15 protein-coding genes and 2 riboswitches are annotated in these 16,237 nt (G+C 70.9%); of the genes, 5 read left to right on the top strand and 10 right to left on the bottom strand.

Annotated features, from left to right (window positions below):
• Positions 1-63: 63 nt before the first annotated feature.
• Complete coding sequence (locus ACBI99_RS32865) at positions 64-633, bottom strand: amino-acid N-acetyltransferase (RefSeq protein ID WP_219501412.1); 570 nt, start codon at positions 631-633, stop codon at positions 64-66.
• Positions 634-899: 266 nt separating this feature from the next.
• A riboswitch (cyclic di-AMP (ydaO/yuaA leader) is annotated at positions 900-1,047 on the top strand.
• A gap of 3 nt (positions 1,048-1,050) precedes the next feature.
• Between ACBI99_RS32865 and ACBI99_RS32860 the strand changes: the two genes are divergently transcribed.
• Positions 1,051-2,046: an NlpC/P60 family protein gene (locus ACBI99_RS32860; RefSeq protein WP_357583109.1), complete on the top strand. Its 996-nt coding sequence runs from the start codon at positions 1,051-1,053 to the stop codon at positions 2,044-2,046.
• Between the two features lie 24 nt (positions 2,047-2,070).
• On the opposite strand, the gene ACBI99_RS32855 is transcribed toward ACBI99_RS32860, so the two are convergent.
• Complete coding sequence (locus tag ACBI99_RS32855; protein ID WP_219501411.1) at positions 2,071-2,283, bottom strand: LuxR C-terminal-related transcriptional regulator; 213 nt, start codon at positions 2,281-2,283, stop codon at positions 2,071-2,073.
• A 237-nt stretch (positions 2,284-2,520) separates the two neighbouring features.
• Between ACBI99_RS32855 and ACBI99_RS32850 the strand changes: the two genes are divergently transcribed.
• The gene (locus tag ACBI99_RS32850) at positions 2,521-3,648 is read left to right on the top strand and encodes a cytochrome P450 (RefSeq protein WP_357583107.1); all 1,128 of its coding nucleotides are present in this window, start codon (positions 2,521-2,523) and stop codon (positions 3,646-3,648) included.
• Here ACBI99_RS32850 and lysX read toward each other — a convergent pair.
• Positions 3,632-5,089, bottom strand: coding sequence for a bifunctional lysylphosphatidylglycerol synthetase/lysine--tRNA ligase LysX (gene lysX, locus ACBI99_RS32845; RefSeq protein ID WP_357583695.1), 1,458 nt, complete (start codon positions 5,087-5,089; stop codon positions 3,632-3,634). The genes ACBI99_RS32850 and lysX overlap by 17 nt on opposite strands.
• A 169-nt stretch (positions 5,090-5,258) precedes the next feature.
• On the opposite strand from lysX, the gene ACBI99_RS32840 reads away from it, so the two are divergent.
• Positions 5,259-5,732, top strand: coding sequence for a hypothetical protein (locus ACBI99_RS32840; RefSeq protein WP_357583105.1), 474 nt, complete (start codon positions 5,259-5,261; stop codon positions 5,730-5,732).
• Positions 5,733-5,783: 51 nt separating this feature from the next.
• Here the strand turns inward: ACBI99_RS32840 and ACBI99_RS32835 are convergent, their stop codons facing one another.
• From ACBI99_RS32835 to ACBI99_RS32815, 5 genes are all read right to left on the bottom strand, one after another.
• Complete coding sequence (locus tag ACBI99_RS32835; protein ID WP_375074248.1) at positions 5,784-6,566, bottom strand: type III pantothenate kinase; 783 nt, start codon at positions 6,564-6,566, stop codon at positions 5,784-5,786.
• Between the two features lie 3 nt (positions 6,567-6,569).
• Positions 6,570-9,092, bottom strand: a complete 2,523-nt coding sequence (locus ACBI99_RS32830; RefSeq protein WP_375074247.1) for an L-aspartate oxidase — start codon at positions 9,090-9,092, stop codon at positions 6,570-6,572.
• Between the two features lie 77 nt (positions 9,093-9,169).
• A complete protein-coding gene (gene panC / locus ACBI99_RS32825) occupies positions 9,170-9,997 on the bottom strand; it encodes a pantoate--beta-alanine ligase (protein ID WP_375074246.1) in 828 nt (275 codons plus the stop codon).
• A 49-nt stretch (positions 9,998-10,046) separates the two neighbouring features.
• Positions 10,047-10,937, bottom strand: coding sequence for a DUF2520 domain-containing protein (locus ACBI99_RS32820; protein WP_364171204.1), 891 nt, complete (start codon positions 10,935-10,937; stop codon positions 10,047-10,049).
• A 321-nt stretch (positions 10,938-11,258) separates the two neighbouring features.
• Positions 11,259-11,498 (bottom strand): chaplin family protein, encoded by a 240-nt coding sequence (locus ACBI99_RS32815; RefSeq protein WP_308125631.1) that lies wholly within the window; start codon positions 11,496-11,498, stop codon positions 11,259-11,261.
• A gap of 146 nt (positions 11,499-11,644) precedes the next feature.
• On the opposite strand from ACBI99_RS32815, the gene ACBI99_RS32810 reads away from it, so the two are divergent.
• Positions 11,645-12,607 (top strand): SAM-dependent methyltransferase, encoded by a 963-nt coding sequence (locus ACBI99_RS32810; RefSeq protein WP_364171200.1) that lies wholly within the window; start codon positions 11,645-11,647, stop codon positions 12,605-12,607.
• A gap of 34 nt (positions 12,608-12,641) precedes the next feature.
• Here the strand turns inward: ACBI99_RS32810 and ACBI99_RS32805 are convergent, their stop codons facing one another.
• Together ACBI99_RS32805 and ACBI99_RS32800 are read right to left on the bottom strand one after the other, a co-directional pair.
• Positions 12,642-13,832, bottom strand: a complete 1,191-nt coding sequence (locus tag ACBI99_RS32805) for a cytochrome P450 (RefSeq protein ID WP_219501392.1) — start codon at positions 13,830-13,832, stop codon at positions 12,642-12,644.
• Positions 13,832-14,560 (bottom strand): TerC family protein, encoded by a 729-nt coding sequence (locus ACBI99_RS32800; protein WP_219501390.1) that lies wholly within the window; start codon positions 14,558-14,560, stop codon positions 13,832-13,834. The genes ACBI99_RS32805 and ACBI99_RS32800 overlap by 1 nt, the downstream gene beginning before the upstream one ends.
• Positions 14,561-14,665: 105 nt before the next feature.
• Positions 14,666-14,781, top strand: a riboswitch (SAM riboswitch).
• Between the two features lie 43 nt (positions 14,782-14,824).
• On the opposite strand from ACBI99_RS32800, the gene ACBI99_RS32795 reads away from it, so the two are divergent.
• The gene (locus tag ACBI99_RS32795; RefSeq protein ID WP_219501388.1) at positions 14,825-16,114 is read left to right on the top strand and encodes an aminotransferase class V-fold PLP-dependent enzyme; all 1,290 of its coding nucleotides are present in this window, start codon (positions 14,825-14,827) and stop codon (positions 16,112-16,114) included.
• The last annotated feature ends 123 nt before the right edge of the window (positions 16,115-16,237 follow it).

Genomic DNA, 16,237 nt, shown 5'->3' with positions numbered 1-16,237 from the left:
GCATGTGGCACGTGTCAGGGCACATGCCTGTCCTGCCCAACGTATCGACATAGGTATCAACAATCACCTTTCTCGGCAGTCAAGGTCCGCGTCACCCGATGTCAAGTGGAGCAGCATGCGTGTGTTGCCCAGGGTGTTCGGCTTGACGTGTTCGAGGTCGAGGAACTCTGCGACGCCCTCGTCGTACGAGGCCAGGAGTTCGGCGTACACCTCGGGTGAGACGGGCGTGCCCTGGATCGTACGGAACCCGTGCCTCGCGAAGAAGTCCACCTCGAAAGTGAGACAAAATACACGTTCCAGCCCAAGCTCCCGAGCGGTCCTGATGAGAGCCGAGACCACGCGATGGCCGATGCCGAAACCCCTGGCCGAGGGGTGCACGGCCACGGTGCGGATCTCGGCCAGATCCTCCCAGAGCACGTGCAGCGCGCCACAGCCGACGACCTCGCCGCCCCGCTCGGCCACCCAGAACTCCTGGACGTCCTCGTACAGCGTGACGGTGGCCTTCTCCAGCATCTTGCGCCCGACGCCGGCGTAGGTGTCGACCAGGAGCTTGATCGCCCTGACGTCCCTGGTCCGCGCGCGCCTGACGAGCACTTCGGTCTCGGGGACCGCTAGCTCGGCGACCTGCTCCATGGCCATCCAGAGTACAGACCCCATTACGGCTCGCCCCAAACTCCCGGACCGTCACTGTGCGTGCACGCTCCGGATTGCACGATTCCTACAGTTTCACGATCGGGCGAACTTGGGGCAAAGAGGGCATAAAGTCTTTTCTGTACGGCTCGCCACGAGATCACCTTGTGACCCGTCGGTTGTGAAACCTCTACAGACTCGGCAGTTCCGGTTGAGCAGGAACCAGGAGTGCATTAGTGTCCAGCGACGATGTCACCCGCGCACACCGCGCGGTCGACACGCCCAATCCCCGCGAGGGGAGCCGGGGACCCGCCGGCGGCGTCAACCCGCTGCCAGGGGTGAATCCGAGCCACGCTCGGTAGGGCTGCTCCGGCCCGAACCCGTCAGCTAACCCGGTAGGCGTCAACGGAAGGAGCTTGGTTGGACAGGCGCTCTGGCAAGAAGCGATTCGGTGTCGTCGGCTTGGCCGCCGTGGCCGCACTGGTCCTCGCTCTGCCCTTGGGCTCACCAGCCTCCGCCGACCCCAAGCCTTCGCTCAAGGAGCTCTCCGAGCAGGTCGAGGAGATGCACCTGGAGATCGAGACGCTGGCCGAGCAGTACAACGGCCAGCGGGAGAAGCTCAAGACGGCCCAGAAGGCCGCCGACAACGCCAAGAAGACGCTGGCCGCCAGCGAGGCCGAGCTGGCCGACAAGCGCTCCAAGGCGATCCTGCTCGCGCAGACCACCTACATCAACGGCGGCCTGTCGGGCACCCTGGCGTTCGTCAACTCCGACGACCCCGAGGGCTACCTCGACCTGGCGGCCACCAACTACGCGATCCAGCAGCAGCAGGGCGAGGAGATCCTCCAGCTCACCAAGGCGATGCAGGCGGCCGAGCGGGCCCGCGCCGGCGCCAAGGCCCGCATCACCGAGGTCTCGAAGATCGTCAAGGACCTCGACGCCAAGCGCGACCGGATCGTCAAGCTCGTCGGCAAGGTCGAGAGCAACCTGTTCAGGCGCGCGCTCGGCGAGGCCGGCCGGCCGGGCACCCCGGCGGTCAAGGTCAACCTGCCGATCCCGGGCTCGGGCAAGGCCGCCCAGGCCGCCAAGTGGGCGCTCACCCAGCAGCTCAAGCCGTACATCTGGGGCGCCGAAGGGCCGCGCGGCTACGACTGCTCCGGACTGGTGATGGCCGCCTACCAGCAGGTGGGCATCTCGCTGCCGCACTACACCGGTGACCAGTGGACCGCCGGCCGGCACATCTCCAGGGAGGAGCTGCGCGCGGGCGACCTGGTGTTCTTCTACAACGACCTGCACCACGTGGGCATCTACCTGGGCGGCGGCATGATGGTGCACGCGCCGCGCACCGGCGACGTGGTGCGGATCGCGTCCATCGCCCGGCGCCCCTTCGCCGGAGCCGTCCGCATCGCCGACTAGCGGCGCCAGAGCCGGCCAGCGGCCTTAGATGAGCTGCCTGCGGGCAGCCCAGGCCACCGCCTCGATCGCGGTGGCCACGCCTATGCGGTCGCAGATGCCGCGCAGTCTTCGCCGCACGGTGCGACCGCTGATGTCAAGGCGTCGGCCGACCCGGTCCACGGTGACGCCCTTGGCCAGTTCGGCCAGCAACGCCAGATCGGCACGGCTCAGTTCAACGCCTTCTGTGAGCACATCCATCGGGAGCCCTCCCCCCACCAGCACCACCCGGAGACGTCTAGGGCCCGACCGGAGCGGCACATCCTCGCAGACGGTAAACGCATCCAGGAAACGTCGTCAAGCACGAAATTCGCCGCACTTGACCTCTTCCGTTGACATGATCCGTTGTATGTGAAGTACTCGCCATATGTCGGCACTTATCGGAGCATGATGATCGATCACAGCGATCCTGACTACGCTCCTTTGACGCCAACGGACATGCTCGGGTTCGATCCCTCCGACCCCGGCTTCCTGCGCGACCCGTACACCCGTTACCGCGAGCTGCGCGAGAGCGACGCGCTGCTGCGGACCCGCGGCGGGCTCCTCGTCGCCACCACGCACGAGCTCTGCTCCGCGGTGCTGCGTGACGCCCGGTTCGGCCACGGCGCCCCGCCCGACGGCGAGCCGCCCCGCTCGTTCCTGATGATGAACCCGCCGGACCACACCCGGCTGCGCGGCCTGGTCAGCCGGGCCTTCACCCCGGGCATGATCAGGCGGCTGCGTCCGCGGATCGAGGCCATCACCGCCGGGCTCCTCGACGCGCTGCCCGATGAGGCCGACCTGATGAGCGCGTTCGCCTACCCGCTGCCCGTCATGGTGATCAGCGAGATGCTCGGCGTGCCTCCAGAGGACCACGAGCGCTTCCGCGGTTGGAGCGAGACGCTCGCCAGGAGCCTCGACCCGATCGTGCCGCCGGACCTGATCTCCCGGACCGAGCACGACCGGGAGGAGTTCCGCGCGTATTTCCGCCGCCTCATCGCGCTGCGGCGCGAGCGGCCCGGCGACGACCTGCTCAGCGCGCTCGCCCAGGTCGAGGAGCTGACCGAGCAGGAACTGCTCGGCACCTGCGTGCTGCTGCTCGTGGCCGGACACGAGACGACCGTCAACCTCATCGGCAACGGCGTGCTCAACCTGGTCAGGCACGGCGTGCTCGGGCGCGCCGCCGACGCGCCCCAGCAGGTGGTCGAGGAGGTCCTCAGGTACGACCCGCCCGTGCAGCTCACCATGCGCGTGGCGCTGGAGGACGTGGAGCTGGCCGGGACCGCCGTGCCCGCCGGCAGCGCGGTGCTGGCGCTGGTCGGGGCCGCCAACCGCGACCCCGCCGCGTTCGCCGACCCGGACCGCTTCGACGTGGAGCGGACGCCGGGCCGGCATCTGGCCTTCGGGCTGGGCATCCACTTCTGCCTCGGGGCGCCGCTGGCCAGGCTGGAGGGCGAGATCGCGCTGCGCGCCCTGGCTCAGGCGGCGCCGAAGCTGGAGCTGGCCGAGCCCGCGCCGCCGTACAAGGGAAACCTGGTGCTGCGCGGGCTCGCCACCCTGCCGGTGCGGCTCAACGGGAGGGCTTGACCAGCGGGAAGAGGATCGTCTCGCGGATGTTCTTGCCGGTGAAAGCCATGATCATCCGGTCGATGCCGGCGCCCATGCCGCCCGTCGGCGGCATGGCGTACTCCAGCGCCTGGAGGAAGTCCTCGTCGAGCTGCATGGCCTCCGGGTCGCCGCCGGCCGCCAGCAGCGACTGCTCGACCAGGCGGCGGCGCTGCTCGATCGGGTCGACCAGCTCCGAGTAGGCGGTGCCCAGCTCGGTGCCGAACCCGATCAGGTCCCACTTCTCGGTGAGCAGCGGGTTGTCGCGGTGCTGCCGGGTCAGCGGGGAGGTCTCCAGCGGGTAGTCCATGACGAACGTGGGCTGGATCAGCGTGTGCTCGACCAGCTCCTCGAACAGCTCCTGGACCAGCTTGCCCTGGCCCCACTTGGCGTCCCAGTGCACCTCGTGCTTGTCGGCCAAAGCGCGCACCCGCTCCAGCGGCGTATCGGTGGTGATCTCCTCGCCCACCGCGCCGGACACCAGGTCGTAGAGCTTCACCCTCGGCCACTCGGGCAGCCCCAGGTCGACCTCGACGCCGCCGTGCACCACCACGGTCGTGCCCAGCGCGGCCACCACGGCCTTCTGGTACATGCGCTGGGTCAGGTCGGCCATGTCGTTGTAGTCGAGGTAGGTCCCGTAGGCCTCGATCATGGTGAACTCGGGGTTGTGCGTGGAGTCCGCGCCCTCGTTGCGGAAGTTGCGGTTGATCTCGAAGACCTTCTCGATGCCGCCCACGACGAGCCGCTTGAGGTAGAGCTCGATCGCGATGCGAAGGTAGAGCTCCATGTCGTAGGCGTTGATGTGGGTCTTGAAGGGCCGGGCCGCCGCGCCGCCGTGGATCGGCTGGAGCATCGGCGTCTCGACCTCCAGGTAGCCCTCCTCGTGCCAGAAGTCGCGGACCGCGCGCACGGTGGCGCTGCGGATGCGCGCCATCTCGCGGGCCTCGTCGTTGACGATGAGGTCGACGTAGCGCTGGCGGACCCGCGCCTCGGGGTCGGTGAGGCCGACGTGCTTCTCCGGCAGCGGGCGCAGGCACTTGGCGGTGATCTGCCAGCTGTCGGCGAGGATCGACAGCTCGCCGCGCCGTGAGGTGATCACCTCGCCCTCGACGCCGACGTGGTCACCGAGGTCGACGTCGCGCTTCCAGGCCGCCAGCGACTCCTCGCCCACCTTGTCGAGCGAGATCATCACCTGCAGGTCGCCGCTGCCGTCGCGCAGCGTGGCGAAGCAGAGTTTGCCGCCGACGCGGTTGAGCATGACGCGCCCGGCGACGCCCACCCGGTCACCGGTCTGGGTGTCGGGCTCCAGGCCCTGGTATTTCTCCCGGACCTCGGCGTTGGTGGCCGTACGGGGGAAGTTCACCGGGTAAGGGTCGACGCCTTCGCTGCGAAGGCGGTCGAGCTTCTCCCTCCGGATGCGCATCTGCTCGGGAAGTTCGTCGCTCACAGCATCAAAGCGTAGGGGATACGGCCGCCTGCAAGTTCTCGTCGGCCCGGTGAAGGGGTGCTGCAACCACGCGGAGTTACCCATGACTCACGAGCTCAGCGGAACCGGTAGGGCGCCGGGTCGGGAAGGAGCTCAAGGAGAGATCATGTTCAAGAAGATCGCGATCGCGCTCCTCGCCGCCGCCGCGACCGGCACGCTGGCTCTGACCGCGCCGGCCGCCGCCGCCTCGCCGGGCCCCTACGACCAGAGCGACCAGTGGGGCCCCGTCCACGCCAGGCACCACCTGGCCAAGGCCAAGGGCTGGGTGGGCGTCGAGTGGGACGAGCACCAGGAGTCCAACACCGTCCACGTCAAGGGCCGGCTGTACGACCTGGACTCGCGCGGCTACGGGCAGGGCGGCAGGTGCGCCTACGTCAAGTTCCAGGCCGCCGGCTTCGACCACGAGTGGGACGAGGTCTACAGCAGGAAGCACTGCGGCTACCCGGGCTCGAAGAAGTTCGGCTTCAGCGTCGACGACGTCTCCGCGCTGCGGGTCAAGGTCTGCCAGGTGCACCCGTACAAGCACTGGGTGAGCAAGTGCGGCCACTGGGACCACCTGTACGCGGCCGAGAGCGAGTGATCCACCCCGGACGGCGGGCGGCTCCCTTCCCGAGCGGGGGGCCGCCCGCTTTCACGCGGTGTTGCGCTGGTAGATCAGGCGCAGGCCGATGAGCGTCAGCCAGGGCTCGTGCACGTCGATGCAGCGCGACTCGCCCACCACGAGCGCGGCGTGGCCGCCGGTGGCGACCACGGTCACGTCGTCGGGGTTGTCGGCCAGCTCGGCGGCCATCCGCTCGACGATGCCGTCGACCTGGCCGGCGAAGCCGTAGATGATGCCGGCCTGGAGCGCCTCGACGGTGTTCTTGGCGATCACCGAGCGGGGGCGGATCAGCTCGACCTTGTGCAGTTGCGCCCCGGCCGCGGCGAGGGCGTCGACGGAGATCTCGATGCCGGGCGCGGTGACGGCGCCGACGTACTCGCCCTTGGCCGACACGGCGTCGAACGAGGTCGCGGTGCCGAAGTCGACGATGATGCACGGCCCGCCGTACTGGTCGATGGCGGCCAGCGCGTTGACGATGCGGTCGCTGCCGACCTCCTTGGGGTTGTCCATCCGCACCGGCACCCCGGTGCGGACGCCGGGCTCGACGACCACGGCGGTGACGTCGCCGTAGTAGCGGCGGCACATCTCGCGCATCTCGTTGAGCACGCTGGGCACGGTGGAACAGATCGCGATGCCGCCCACGTCGGCGCCCTTGAGCAGGGGCGACTGGCCGAGCAGCCCCTGCAGGACGACGGCGATCTCGTCGGCGGTGCGGCGGGCGTCGGTGGCCAGCCGCCAGTGCTCGATGACGTCCTCGCCCTCGAAGAGCCCGAGCACCGTGTGCGTGTTGCCGACGTCGATCGTGAGCAGCATCGATTACCCCCGTAGATCCAGTGCGACGTCCAGGGCGGGCGCCGAGTGGGTCAGCGCTCCCACCGCAAGGTAGTCCACGCCAGTTTCGGCCACATCACGCGCCAATTCCAAGGTCAATCCCCCGCTGGACTCCAGCGCAACCGCGTTTTTCGCCCCATTTTTAGCGATTTGTACGGCCTGAGCGGTCTGCTCCACCGTGAAGTTGTCCAGCAGGATCAGGTCCGCCCCCTCGGCGAGCACCTCCTCAAGCTGCTCGACGCTGTCGACCTCCACCTCGATCGGCACGTCCGGGTAGCGCTCGCGCACCGCGCGGAACGCCTCGGCGACCCCGCCGGCCGCCACCACGTGGTTGTCCTTGATCAGGGCCGCGTCCGACAGCGACATCCGGTGGTTGACGCCGCCGCCGCAGCGTACCGCGTACTTCTCCAGCGCCCGCAGACCCGGCAGCGTCTTGCGGCTGTCGCGCACCCGCGCCCCGGTGCCGCTGATCGCCGCCACCCAGCGCCCGGTCAGCGTGGCGATGCCCGACAGGTGGGTGAGCAGGTTCAGCGCGGTGCGCTCGGCGGTCAGCAGGGTCCTGGTCGGGCCTTCCACCGTCATCAGCACGTCGCCCCTGCGCACCCGCTCGCCGTCCTTGACCCGCCGCTCGGCCTGGCCCGCGCCCAACCGCGCGAACACCGCCTCGGCCACCGCCAGCCCGGCCACCACGCCGTCGGCCCGCGCCACCACGTCGGCCACCGAGCGGTGCCCGGCCGGGATCGTCGCCAGGCTCGTCACGTCGCCCGCCGCCTGCAGGTCCTCCGCCAGCGCCCGGTCGATCACCGCGTCGGTCTCGGCCGGGTCCACGCCGGCGGCGGCCAGCTCCTGCGCCAGGCGCCGCGGCATCGCGTCACCGTGCGGGGTGTAGGTCATGTGCACGCCCTCCTCCGTCAGGGTCACGTCCAGGTGCCCCAGCCATTCGTCGTCGAGGTCGGGGAAATCCTCCCGCCAGTGGGAGCCGCGCGTCTCCTGCCGCGCCGCCGCCGCGCCGGTCAGCACGGTCGCGACGGTGAGCAGGTTCGTCGTCTCCCACGATTCGGTGCACGACGCCACGTGGACCGGGGTCCACCGGGCGTCGTACAGCGCCTTGGCGGTGGCGGTGAGCGACGCGCGGCTTCGCAGCACGCCCGCCCCGGCGCTCATGTGCGCCTGGATCGGGCCGCGCGCCCTCGGGTCGATCAGCCCGGCGGGCGCTCCGGACACCACCGGCTCGCCCGGTTCGGGCCGTACGCGATGGATGTCCTCGGCGATGCGCTCGGCGAAGACGAGCCCTTCGAGCAGCGAGTTCGAGGCCAGCCGGTTCGCGCCGTGCACGCCCGTGCACGCCGCCTCGCCGCACGCGTACAGGCCCTCGATGCTGGTACGGCCCCGCAGGTCGGTACGGATGCCGCCGCTGGCGTAGTGGGCGGCGGGAGCCACCGGGATCGGCTCGGCGGCCGGGTCGATGCCGTGCTCGCGGCAGACCGCGTAGATCGTCGGGAACCGGGTGCGCCACTTGTCCTCGCCGAAGTGGCGGCCGTCCAGGTAGACGTGCTCGCGCCCGCTCTCGCGCATCGTCCGGGTGATGGCCTTGGCCACGACGTCGCGCGGCGCCAGGTCGGCCAGCTCGTGCACGCCGGTCATGAACCGGTTGCCCTCGTGGTCGATCAGGAACGCGCCCTCGCCGCGTACGGCCTCGGAGATCAGCGGCTGCTGGCCGGTCGCGCCCGCGCCCAGCCACAGCACGGTGGGGTGGAACTGGACGAACTCCAGGTCCCGCACCACGGCCCCGGCCCGCAGCGCCAGCGCCACGCCGTCGCCGGTGGACACCACCGGGTTCGTGGTGGAGGAGTAGACCTGGCCCATGCCGCCGGTGGCCAGCACGACCGCGCGGGCGCGCACCGCGCCGACCCCGTCGCCCGCGCCCTCGCCCATCACGTGCAGCGTCACGCCCCTGGCCCGGCCGTTCGCGTCCTTCAGCAGGTCGAGCACCAGCGCGTGCTCGATCACCTCGATCCCGCTCGCCCGCACCGCCTCGACCAGCGCCCGCTGCACCTCCGCGCCCGTGGCGTCGCCGCCCGCGTGCACGATGCGGTGACGCCGGTGGCCGCCCTCGCGGGTGAGCTGGAGGTGCCCGTCGGGGGTGCGGTCGAACTCGGCGCCCCGGCCCATCAGCCGCCGCAGCGCGCCCGGGCCCTCGGTCACCAGCGCGCGGACCGCCTCGGCGTCGCACAGCCCCACCCCGGCGACCAGGGTGTCGCCGAGGTGCTCGTCGGGGGTGTCGGCCGGGTCCAGGACGGCGGCGATCCCGCCCTGGGCCCACCGGGTGGACCCGGCCGACAGCACGTCCTTGGTGACGACCAGGACCCTGGCCCTGGGTTCGAGCTCGGCGTAGTGCAGCGCAACCGTCAGTCCGGCGATGCCGGAGCCCACCACGACCAGGTCGGCCTCGACGTTCCACCCGGGTTCGGGCGCCGCCAGCCGCAGGGGAATGGCCGGTGCACTCATGGGGTCTCCTCGGAGGAGGGAATCTCGTCAATATGACGATAACGCCCCGGCCGCCGCTTCCCTTCCCCGGGGTTCGCCTAGAACGACAGCACCGCGTTGTCGATCAGCCGGGTGGTGCCCACCCGGCCGGCCACCGCGAGCACCGCCTCACCCGTGTACGGCTCCGCGACCTCGGCGAACGTGGCCGGATCGACCAGCACCACGTAGTCCAGCGCCAGCTCGGGGGCGGCGGCCTCCAGCACCTCGCGGGCGGCGGCTATCACGCGCGACGGCACGCTCTCGGCCGCGCCCGCGCGCAGCGCCCGGGACAGCGCCAGGGCCACCTCCCGGTCGGCCGGCGACAGGTAGCGGTTGCGGCTCGACAGCGCCAGCCCGTCGGGCTCGCGCACCGTCGGCGCGCCGACGATCTCCACCGGCACGTCGAGGTCGGCCACCATGCGGCGGATCAGCGCGAGCTGCTGGGCGTCCTTCTGCCCGAACACCGCGAGGTCCGGCTGGACCAGGTTGAACAGCTTGAGCACCACCGTCAGCATCCCGTCGAAGTGCCCCGGCCGCACCGCACCCTCGACGACCCGGCCCATCTCGCCGGACCGCAGGCTCACCTGCCGGTCCGGGTGGTACATGTCCTCGGCGGCCGGGGCGAACACCACCTCGACCCCCTCGGCGCGGCACACCTCCAGGTCGGCCTCGAACGTACGGGGATAGCGGGAGAAGTCCTCGCCGGGGCCGAACTGCAGCGGGTTGACGAAGATGCTGACCACCACGTGGTCGGCGCGCGAGCGGGCCGCCCTGATGAGGGAGCGGTGCCCCTCGTGCAGGGCGCCCATGGTGGGCACGAGGGCGACGGAGCCGTCACCGCGAGCCTTGATCAGGTCGGTGCGGTTCCTGGCGACGATGGGGTCCATGAGGCGGCCTCCGGGGGCGTCATGCGGATCCGTGCCATGCCGGTCACGGTCACGTCCATATGTTGCCACCCAGGGCGTCGAGCAAGCGTTCGGCCTCCTCCGGCTTGAGCAGGCCGGCGGCCAGCGCCCGGTCCGCGGTGAGCCGGGCCAGCGCGACGTAGGCGTCGGCCGCCTCCGGCGCGGCCAGGATGAGCGCGTCGACGTGCTTGCGCACGGTGCCCGCGTCGCCCCGCACCACCGGGCCGGTCAGCCCGCCGATGCCGAGCCGCAGCACGTTGTCGAGGGCGGCGCCGAGCAGCGGCCCGAGCATGCGGCCCGGGTGCTCGACGCCGATGCGGCCCAGCAGGTCGGACGACTCGGCGATGAGCGTGACCATGTGGTTGGCGGCGCTGGCCAGGGCCGCGTGGTAGAGGGCGCGGTCGGCGTCGGCGATCCACACCGGCTCGCCGCCCATCTCGATGACCAGCGCCTCGGCGATGGGACGCAGCGGCTCGGGCGCGGTGACGCCGAAGGAGCAGCCGGTGATCCGGTTGAGGTCGTCGTCCCTGCCGGTGAACGTCATGACCGGGTGCAGGGCGAACGGCAGCGCGCCCGCCTCGGCGGCCGGTCGCAGCACGGACAGGCCGTAGGCGCCGCTGGTGTGGACGAGCAGCTTGCCCTGGAGGCCGGCGCCGGTGGCGGCCAGGCCGCTGACGAGGTCGGGCAGCGCGTCGTCGGGGACGGTGAGCAGGATGAGCTCCGCCGCCTCGACGACCTCCTCGGGGCGGACGGGCTCGACGCCGAGCCGGTCGGCGGCCCACCGCCGGGAGGCGTCGGACACCCCGCTGGCAGCCACGATCCGGTGCCCGGCCTGCGCCAGGGCAGCGCCGAGCGCGGAGCCGACCTTGCCCGATCCCAGCACGCCGACGGCCAGCCGTGCCGGGCGATCTGCTGCGTCCATGTCCCACCCCTGTCGAGCACCCCGGAAGACGCTGCCGCCCAGCGTAACGGCCGAGTTGCCACGGGGGCGTGACCTGGGCTTTGCCGCATGTTGCGTTAGCGACAAAACGGACAAGGGCATATAAACCGTGCACCCCCTGTCGGGAATGATGATGAGGAGAGGGGTACATCGCATTCAGCGGGCGCCGAGTCCTGAGCTGGACCCGACGCCCGCACTGTGACGAACTCCTTGGAGGTGCACCCTGGCCGCCATCGCCGACTGGCCGGCCCGGGTACGGGGCTCGGACCGGTTCACTCTCGGACCGGTCCGAGCTCCGGCATGTCAGCGATGCACGTGAGCGCTGGAGCCCCCCTTGCAGCCGGCGATGCCGACACCGGCGACCCCCACCCCGTTGCCGCAGGCGTTGATCGGCGCGGTGATGGGCAGGAAGAGCTGGTTGCCGGACAGCACGCCGCTGCGTCCGCTGGTGATGTCGCCGTGACCGGGGCCGTGGGCGTAGGCCGGGGCGGCCACCGAGAGCATGCCGAACGCACCCGCGACGACGATGGCTTTCTTGAACACGAGGGACTCCTTTTCGGGACGACTGCCGGATGCTGACAATCAGCAGTCACTCGACTACTGTATGTAAACGGTAGCGCAAGATCGCAACACCGCGTAGTAAAGAAATCGCGCCACGTGTTCGCCCGGAGTCGTGAGATAGTCCTGGGATGTGGCTCACCTGGCGCGCCGCCATGCAACGCGCGCTCTATGGCGAGAGCGGCTTCTACCTGCGCGAACGCCCCTCCGGGCACTTCCGCACCTCGGTCAGCGCCTCGGCGGCCTTCGCCGACGCGGTCCTGGCCCTGCTGGAGGAGGTCGACGCCGGGCTCGGCTCGCCCGACCGGCTCGACCTGGTCGACATCGGCGCCGGCGAGGGCACGCTGGTCCGCCGCGTGCTCGACGCGGCCGGCCCCTCGCTGCGCGACCGGCTGCGCATCACCGCCGTCGACCTGTCGCCCCGGCCCGACGAGCTGCCCGAGCGGATCGCCTGGCAGCCGCGGCTGCCGTCCGGCATCCAGGGCCTGGCGATCGCCAACGAGTGGCTCGACAACGTGCCGCTGGACGTGGCCGAGCAGACGTCCGACGGGCCGAGACTGGTGATGGTCGACACCGAGACCGGCGAGGAGCGGCTCGGCGACCCGCCGCAGGGGGCCGACCTGGAGTGGCTGGCGCGGTGGTGGCCGCTGTCGTGCGTGGGCTCGCGGGCGGAGATCGGCTGGCCGCGCGACGCCGCCTGGGCGGCGGTGCTGAACCGGCTCTCCAGAGGCCGGGCGATCGCCATCGATTATGCACACCCTGTGGATAACCGGCCGATGCACGGCACGCTCACCGGATACCGTGACGGAGCGGTCGTCTCGCCCGTACCCGACGGCACCTGCGACATCACGGCGCACGTCGCGCTCGACGCGTGCGCCGAGGCGGGCCGCAAGGCCGGCGGGATATCCACAGGCTTGTCCACACAGCGGGCCGCGCTGCGCGCTCTGGGCATCACCGGCGACCGCCCGCCCCTCGACCTGGCCCGCACCGATCCGCGGGGTTATCTGCGCGCGCTGGCCCGCGCCTCCGAGGAGGCGGAGCTGATCGATCCGGGGGGCCTCGGCGGATTCGGCTGGCTCAGCCAGAGCCGGTGAAAACGACCAGAACCGGTGAAACGGTCAGAGCCGGTCAGGCGACGCTGAGGTCCAGCGACTCCAGGCCGCGGATCACGTACCCCGGCTTCCACACCGGCTCGCGGACCAGCTCCAGCTTCGGCGCCCGCTCCAGCAGGGCGCCGAACGACTCGATGAGCTCGATCCTGGCCAGCGGCGCGCCCAGGCAGAAGTGGATGCCCGCGCCGAAGGAGATGTGCGGGTTGTCCACCCGGCCCACGTCCAGCCGGTCCGGGTCGTCGAACACCTCGGGGTCGCGGTTGGCCGAGCCGAACAGCAGCGCCACCTCCACGCCGCGCGGGATGGCGACGCCGCCGACCTCGATGTCCTCCAGCACCCAGCGCTCGAACATCTGCAGCGGCGTGTCCCAGCGCATCAGCTCCTCGACGGCCGTCGGCAGCAGCGAGCGGTCGGCGCGCAGCCGCGCCAGCTCGCCCGGGTTGCGGAACAGCGACCACCAGCCGTTGCCCGTCACGTTCACCGTGGCCTCGTGACCGGCGTTGAGCAGCAGCACGCAGGTGCCGACCAGCTCGTCCTCGGTCAGCTCGTCGATCGCCGCGAGCGCGCTGATCAGGTCGTCGCCGGGCCGCTCCTTGCGCTCGCGGGCCAGCTCCTTCAGATACGCCGCGAACTCCGACGCCGCCCTGACGGCGGTGTGCTGCGCCTGCTCCGACGGGTTCAGCTCGTACATCCCGCAGATGTCGGCCGACCAGGGGCGCAGCAGGTGGCGGTCGGCGTCGGGGATGCCGAGCATCTCGGCGATCACCGTCACCGGCAGCGGCTCGGCGACCTCGGCGATCAGGTCACCGCCGCCCCGCTCCACGTACGCGTCGACCAGGCCCTCGGCGATCGCGCGCACCCGCGGGCGCAGCGACTCGACCATGCGGGGCGTGAACGCCTTGGAGACCAGGCGGCGCAGCCGGGTGTGCACCGGCGGCTCCACGTCGAGCATGCCCGCGCGGATCACCCGCCAGAACGGCTCCTGGAACTCCGGCTCGGGCTCCTTGCCGAACTCCTCGTGCGTCGCCACGTGCAGGTACGACCTGCCCAGGCGGCGATCCCTGAGCAGGGCGTTCACGTCGGCGTGCCGGGCGACCAGCCACTGGCCGGTCGGCTCGAAGAAGCTCACCGGCGCCTCGCGCCTCAGCTCGGCGTAGACGCCGTACGGGTGAGCGACGAAATCCGGATTCCACGGGTCAAAGCGCACTATTCAATACTAGAAGCTTTCGCCCGCCTGCTCCTCACCCGGATGTTGAGCAGCTCCACGATGACCGAGAACGCCATCGCGAAGTAGATGTAGCCCTTCGGGATGTGCTGGTCCAGCCCCTCGGCGATGAGCACCACGCCGATCAGCACCAGGAACGCCAGCGCCAGCATCTTGATGCTCGGATGCGTGTCGACGAACCGGCTGATCGGCCCGGAGGCGAACAGCATCACCAGCACCGCCACGACCACCGCCGCGATCATCACGCCGAGCTCGTCCACCATGCCGACCGCGGTGATCACCGAGTCGAGCGAGAACACCACGTCCAGCACCATGATCTGCGCGATCACTGAGGCGAACGACGCCGCGACGGCCTTCTTGCCGTCCTTCTCGCCCACGTCCATCGTGTGGCCGATCTCGGTGACGCTCTTGGCGAGCAGGAACAGCCCGCCCAGCAGCAGGATCAGGTCCCGTCCCGATATCTCCTGCCCCAGCACCTCGAACAGCGGCTCCGTGAGCCGCACCACCCACGACAGGGCCAGCAGCAGGAGCAGCCGGCTGATCAGAGCCGCCGCCAGGCCGAGCACCCGCGCCCTGTCGCGCTGCTCCGGCGGCAGCTTCCCTGCCAGGATGGAAATGAAGATGATGTTGTCGATGCCCAGCACGATCTCCAGGGCCACAAGGGTGAAGAACCCTATCCAGATCTGGGGATCTGCCACCCAGTCCAACATCGGTTACCTCCTGCTATCGGGGGATGTCGAGGAAGCAACGAGTCAACGGGCCGATAAGTTCGCGGTTGCGTTTTACGGGTGGGTGTCGGTTATAGTGCCGACGTAGGTCATGAGTGCCAGCGCCAAGCCCCGGCTCGCTGGCCGGCAACCCTCGCGTCCGCGGCGGGGTGCCCCGGGTGAAGACCTGGTCCGTCACGAGGTGTGGCGGGCAAGCGCGGGCTCACTGGCTGCTCCAGGGGTCCGATGACCCCGAGGAGGTTCGCCGTGTCCACCCTGACGATCTTCAACGCCGCCCGCACCACCGCCGCCGAGAAGCCGGCCCCCGTCCAGCAGGCCCGCGCCATCCCCGCCGTCGTCGGCGCCGACCTGGAGGTGCCGGTCAAGGGCGGCAAGCTCGTCGGCTACGCCAACCTCGACTACGCGGCCAGCGCCCCCTGTCTGGAGCCGGTCAGCGCCGCCGTCGCCGCCGCGCTCCCGGCCTACTCCAGCGTCCACCGCGGCGCGGGCTACGCCTCCCAGCTCACCACCGCCCGCTACGAGCAGGCCCGCCACACCGTACGGGCCTTCGTCGGCGCCCGCACCGACGACGCCGTCATCTTCACCCGCAACACCACCGACGCCACGAACCTGCTGGCCGGCTGCCTGCCCGAGGGCACCACCGTGGTCGTCTTCGACACCGAGCACCACGCCTCGCTGCTGCCCTGGCCGGACGCCGTGCGGCTGGCCCCGCCCGCCTTCCCCGGCGAGGCCGTGCGCGCCGCCGACGACGCGCTGGCCGCGATCGACGGACCCAAGCTGCTCGTCGTCACCGCTGCCTCCAACGTCACCGGCGAGCTGTGGCCCATCGCCGCGCTGGCCCACATCGCGCACCGGCACGGCGCCCGCATCCTCGTGGACGCCGCCCAGCTCGTGCCGCACCGGCCGGTCAACCTGACCGCGCTCGACCTCGACTACGTGGCCTTCTCCGGCCACAAGCTGTACGCGCCGTTCGGCGCCGGAGTGCTGGTCGGCCGGCGCGACTGGCTGTCGGCGGGCACGCCGTACCTGAAGGGCGGCGGCGCGGTGCGCTCGGTCGGGGAGAGCACCGAGTGGCACGACGACGCCGAGCCCCGGCACGAGGCCGGGACCCCGAACGTGCTCGGCGCGATCGCGCTGGCCGCCGCCTGCGACGCCCTCACCGCCACCGGCTGGACGCCGCTGCTGCGCGAGGAGGAGCGGCTGATCGCCCGGCTGCGCGCCGGCCTGGCCGGCATCGAGGGCGTACGGGAGCTGTCGCTGTGGGGGCCGGAGCACCCGCGCGTGGGCATCGTGTCGTTCACCGTCGACGGCTACAGCGCGCGCGAGGTCGCCGAGGCGCTGTCGAGCGAGTACGGCATCGGCGTGCGGGACGGGAAGTTCTGCGCCCATCCGTTCGTCCGGCACCTGCTCGGCACCGCCGACGGCGGCTGCGAGGACGACACGGCCTCGGCGGTGCGCGCCTCCATCGGCATCGGCACCACCCAGGAGCACGTCGACCGGCTGGTCGGCGCGCTGCGTGACCTGGTCAGCCGCTAGATCGCTGATGTGAAATTTGGTGATCGGCTGCGGGCGTGACGAAGGGCGTCCATGGTCGGTGTGTGAAGACAGACTTGGACGCCCTTCTGACCGCACTCTATGTCTACTTGGACGATCACGTGA

The sequence above is a fragment of the Nonomuraea sp. ATR24 genome (genome assembly GCF_041950485.1).
Classification (GTDB): domain Bacteria; phylum Actinomycetota; class Actinomycetes; order Streptosporangiales; family Streptosporangiaceae; genus Nonomuraea; species Nonomuraea ceibae.
This window is presented reverse-complemented; position numbering and strand designations above follow the sequence as displayed.

What these genes read in the sequence shown, in the direction of transcription:
- panC (WP_375074246.1), bottom strand. Translation starts at nt 9,997, where the DNA reads ATGGACCCCATCGTCGCCAGGAACCGCACCGACCTGATCAAGGCTCGC.
- ACBI99_RS32855 (WP_219501411.1), bottom strand. Translation starts at nt 2,283, where the DNA reads ATGGATGTGCTCACAGAAGGCGTTGAACTGAGCCGTGCCGATCTGGCG.
- ACBI99_RS32810 (WP_364171200.1), top strand. Translation starts at nt 11,645, where the DNA reads ATGTGGCTCACCTGGCGCGCCGCCATGCAACGCGCGCTCTATGGCGAG.
- ACBI99_RS32850 (WP_357583107.1), top strand. Translation starts at nt 2,521, where the DNA reads ATGCTCGGGTTCGATCCCTCCGACCCCGGCTTCCTGCGCGACCCGTAC.
- ACBI99_RS32840 (WP_357583105.1), top strand. Translation starts at nt 5,259, where the DNA reads ATGTTCAAGAAGATCGCGATCGCGCTCCTCGCCGCCGCCGCGACCGGC.
- lysX (WP_357583695.1), bottom strand. Translation starts at nt 5,089, where the DNA reads ATGCGCATCCGGAGGGAGAAGCTCGACCGCCTTCGCAGCGAAGGCGTC.
- ACBI99_RS32835 (WP_375074248.1), bottom strand. Translation starts at nt 6,566, where the DNA reads ATGCTGCTCACGATCGACGTCGGCAACACGCACACGGTGCTCGGGCTC.
- ACBI99_RS32865 (WP_219501412.1), bottom strand. Translation starts at nt 633, where the DNA reads ATGGAGCAGGTCGCCGAGCTAGCGGTCCCCGAGACCGAAGTGCTCGTC.
- ACBI99_RS32800 (WP_219501390.1), bottom strand. Translation starts at nt 14,560, where the DNA reads ATGTTGGACTGGGTGGCAGATCCCCAGATCTGGATAGGGTTCTTCACC.
- ACBI99_RS32820 (WP_364171204.1), bottom strand. Translation starts at nt 10,937, where the DNA reads ATGGACGCAGCAGATCGCCCGGCACGGCTGGCCGTCGGCGTGCTGGGA.
- ACBI99_RS32830 (WP_375074247.1), bottom strand. Translation starts at nt 9,092, where the DNA reads ATGAGTGCACCGGCCATTCCCCTGCGGCTGGCGGCGCCCGAACCCGGG.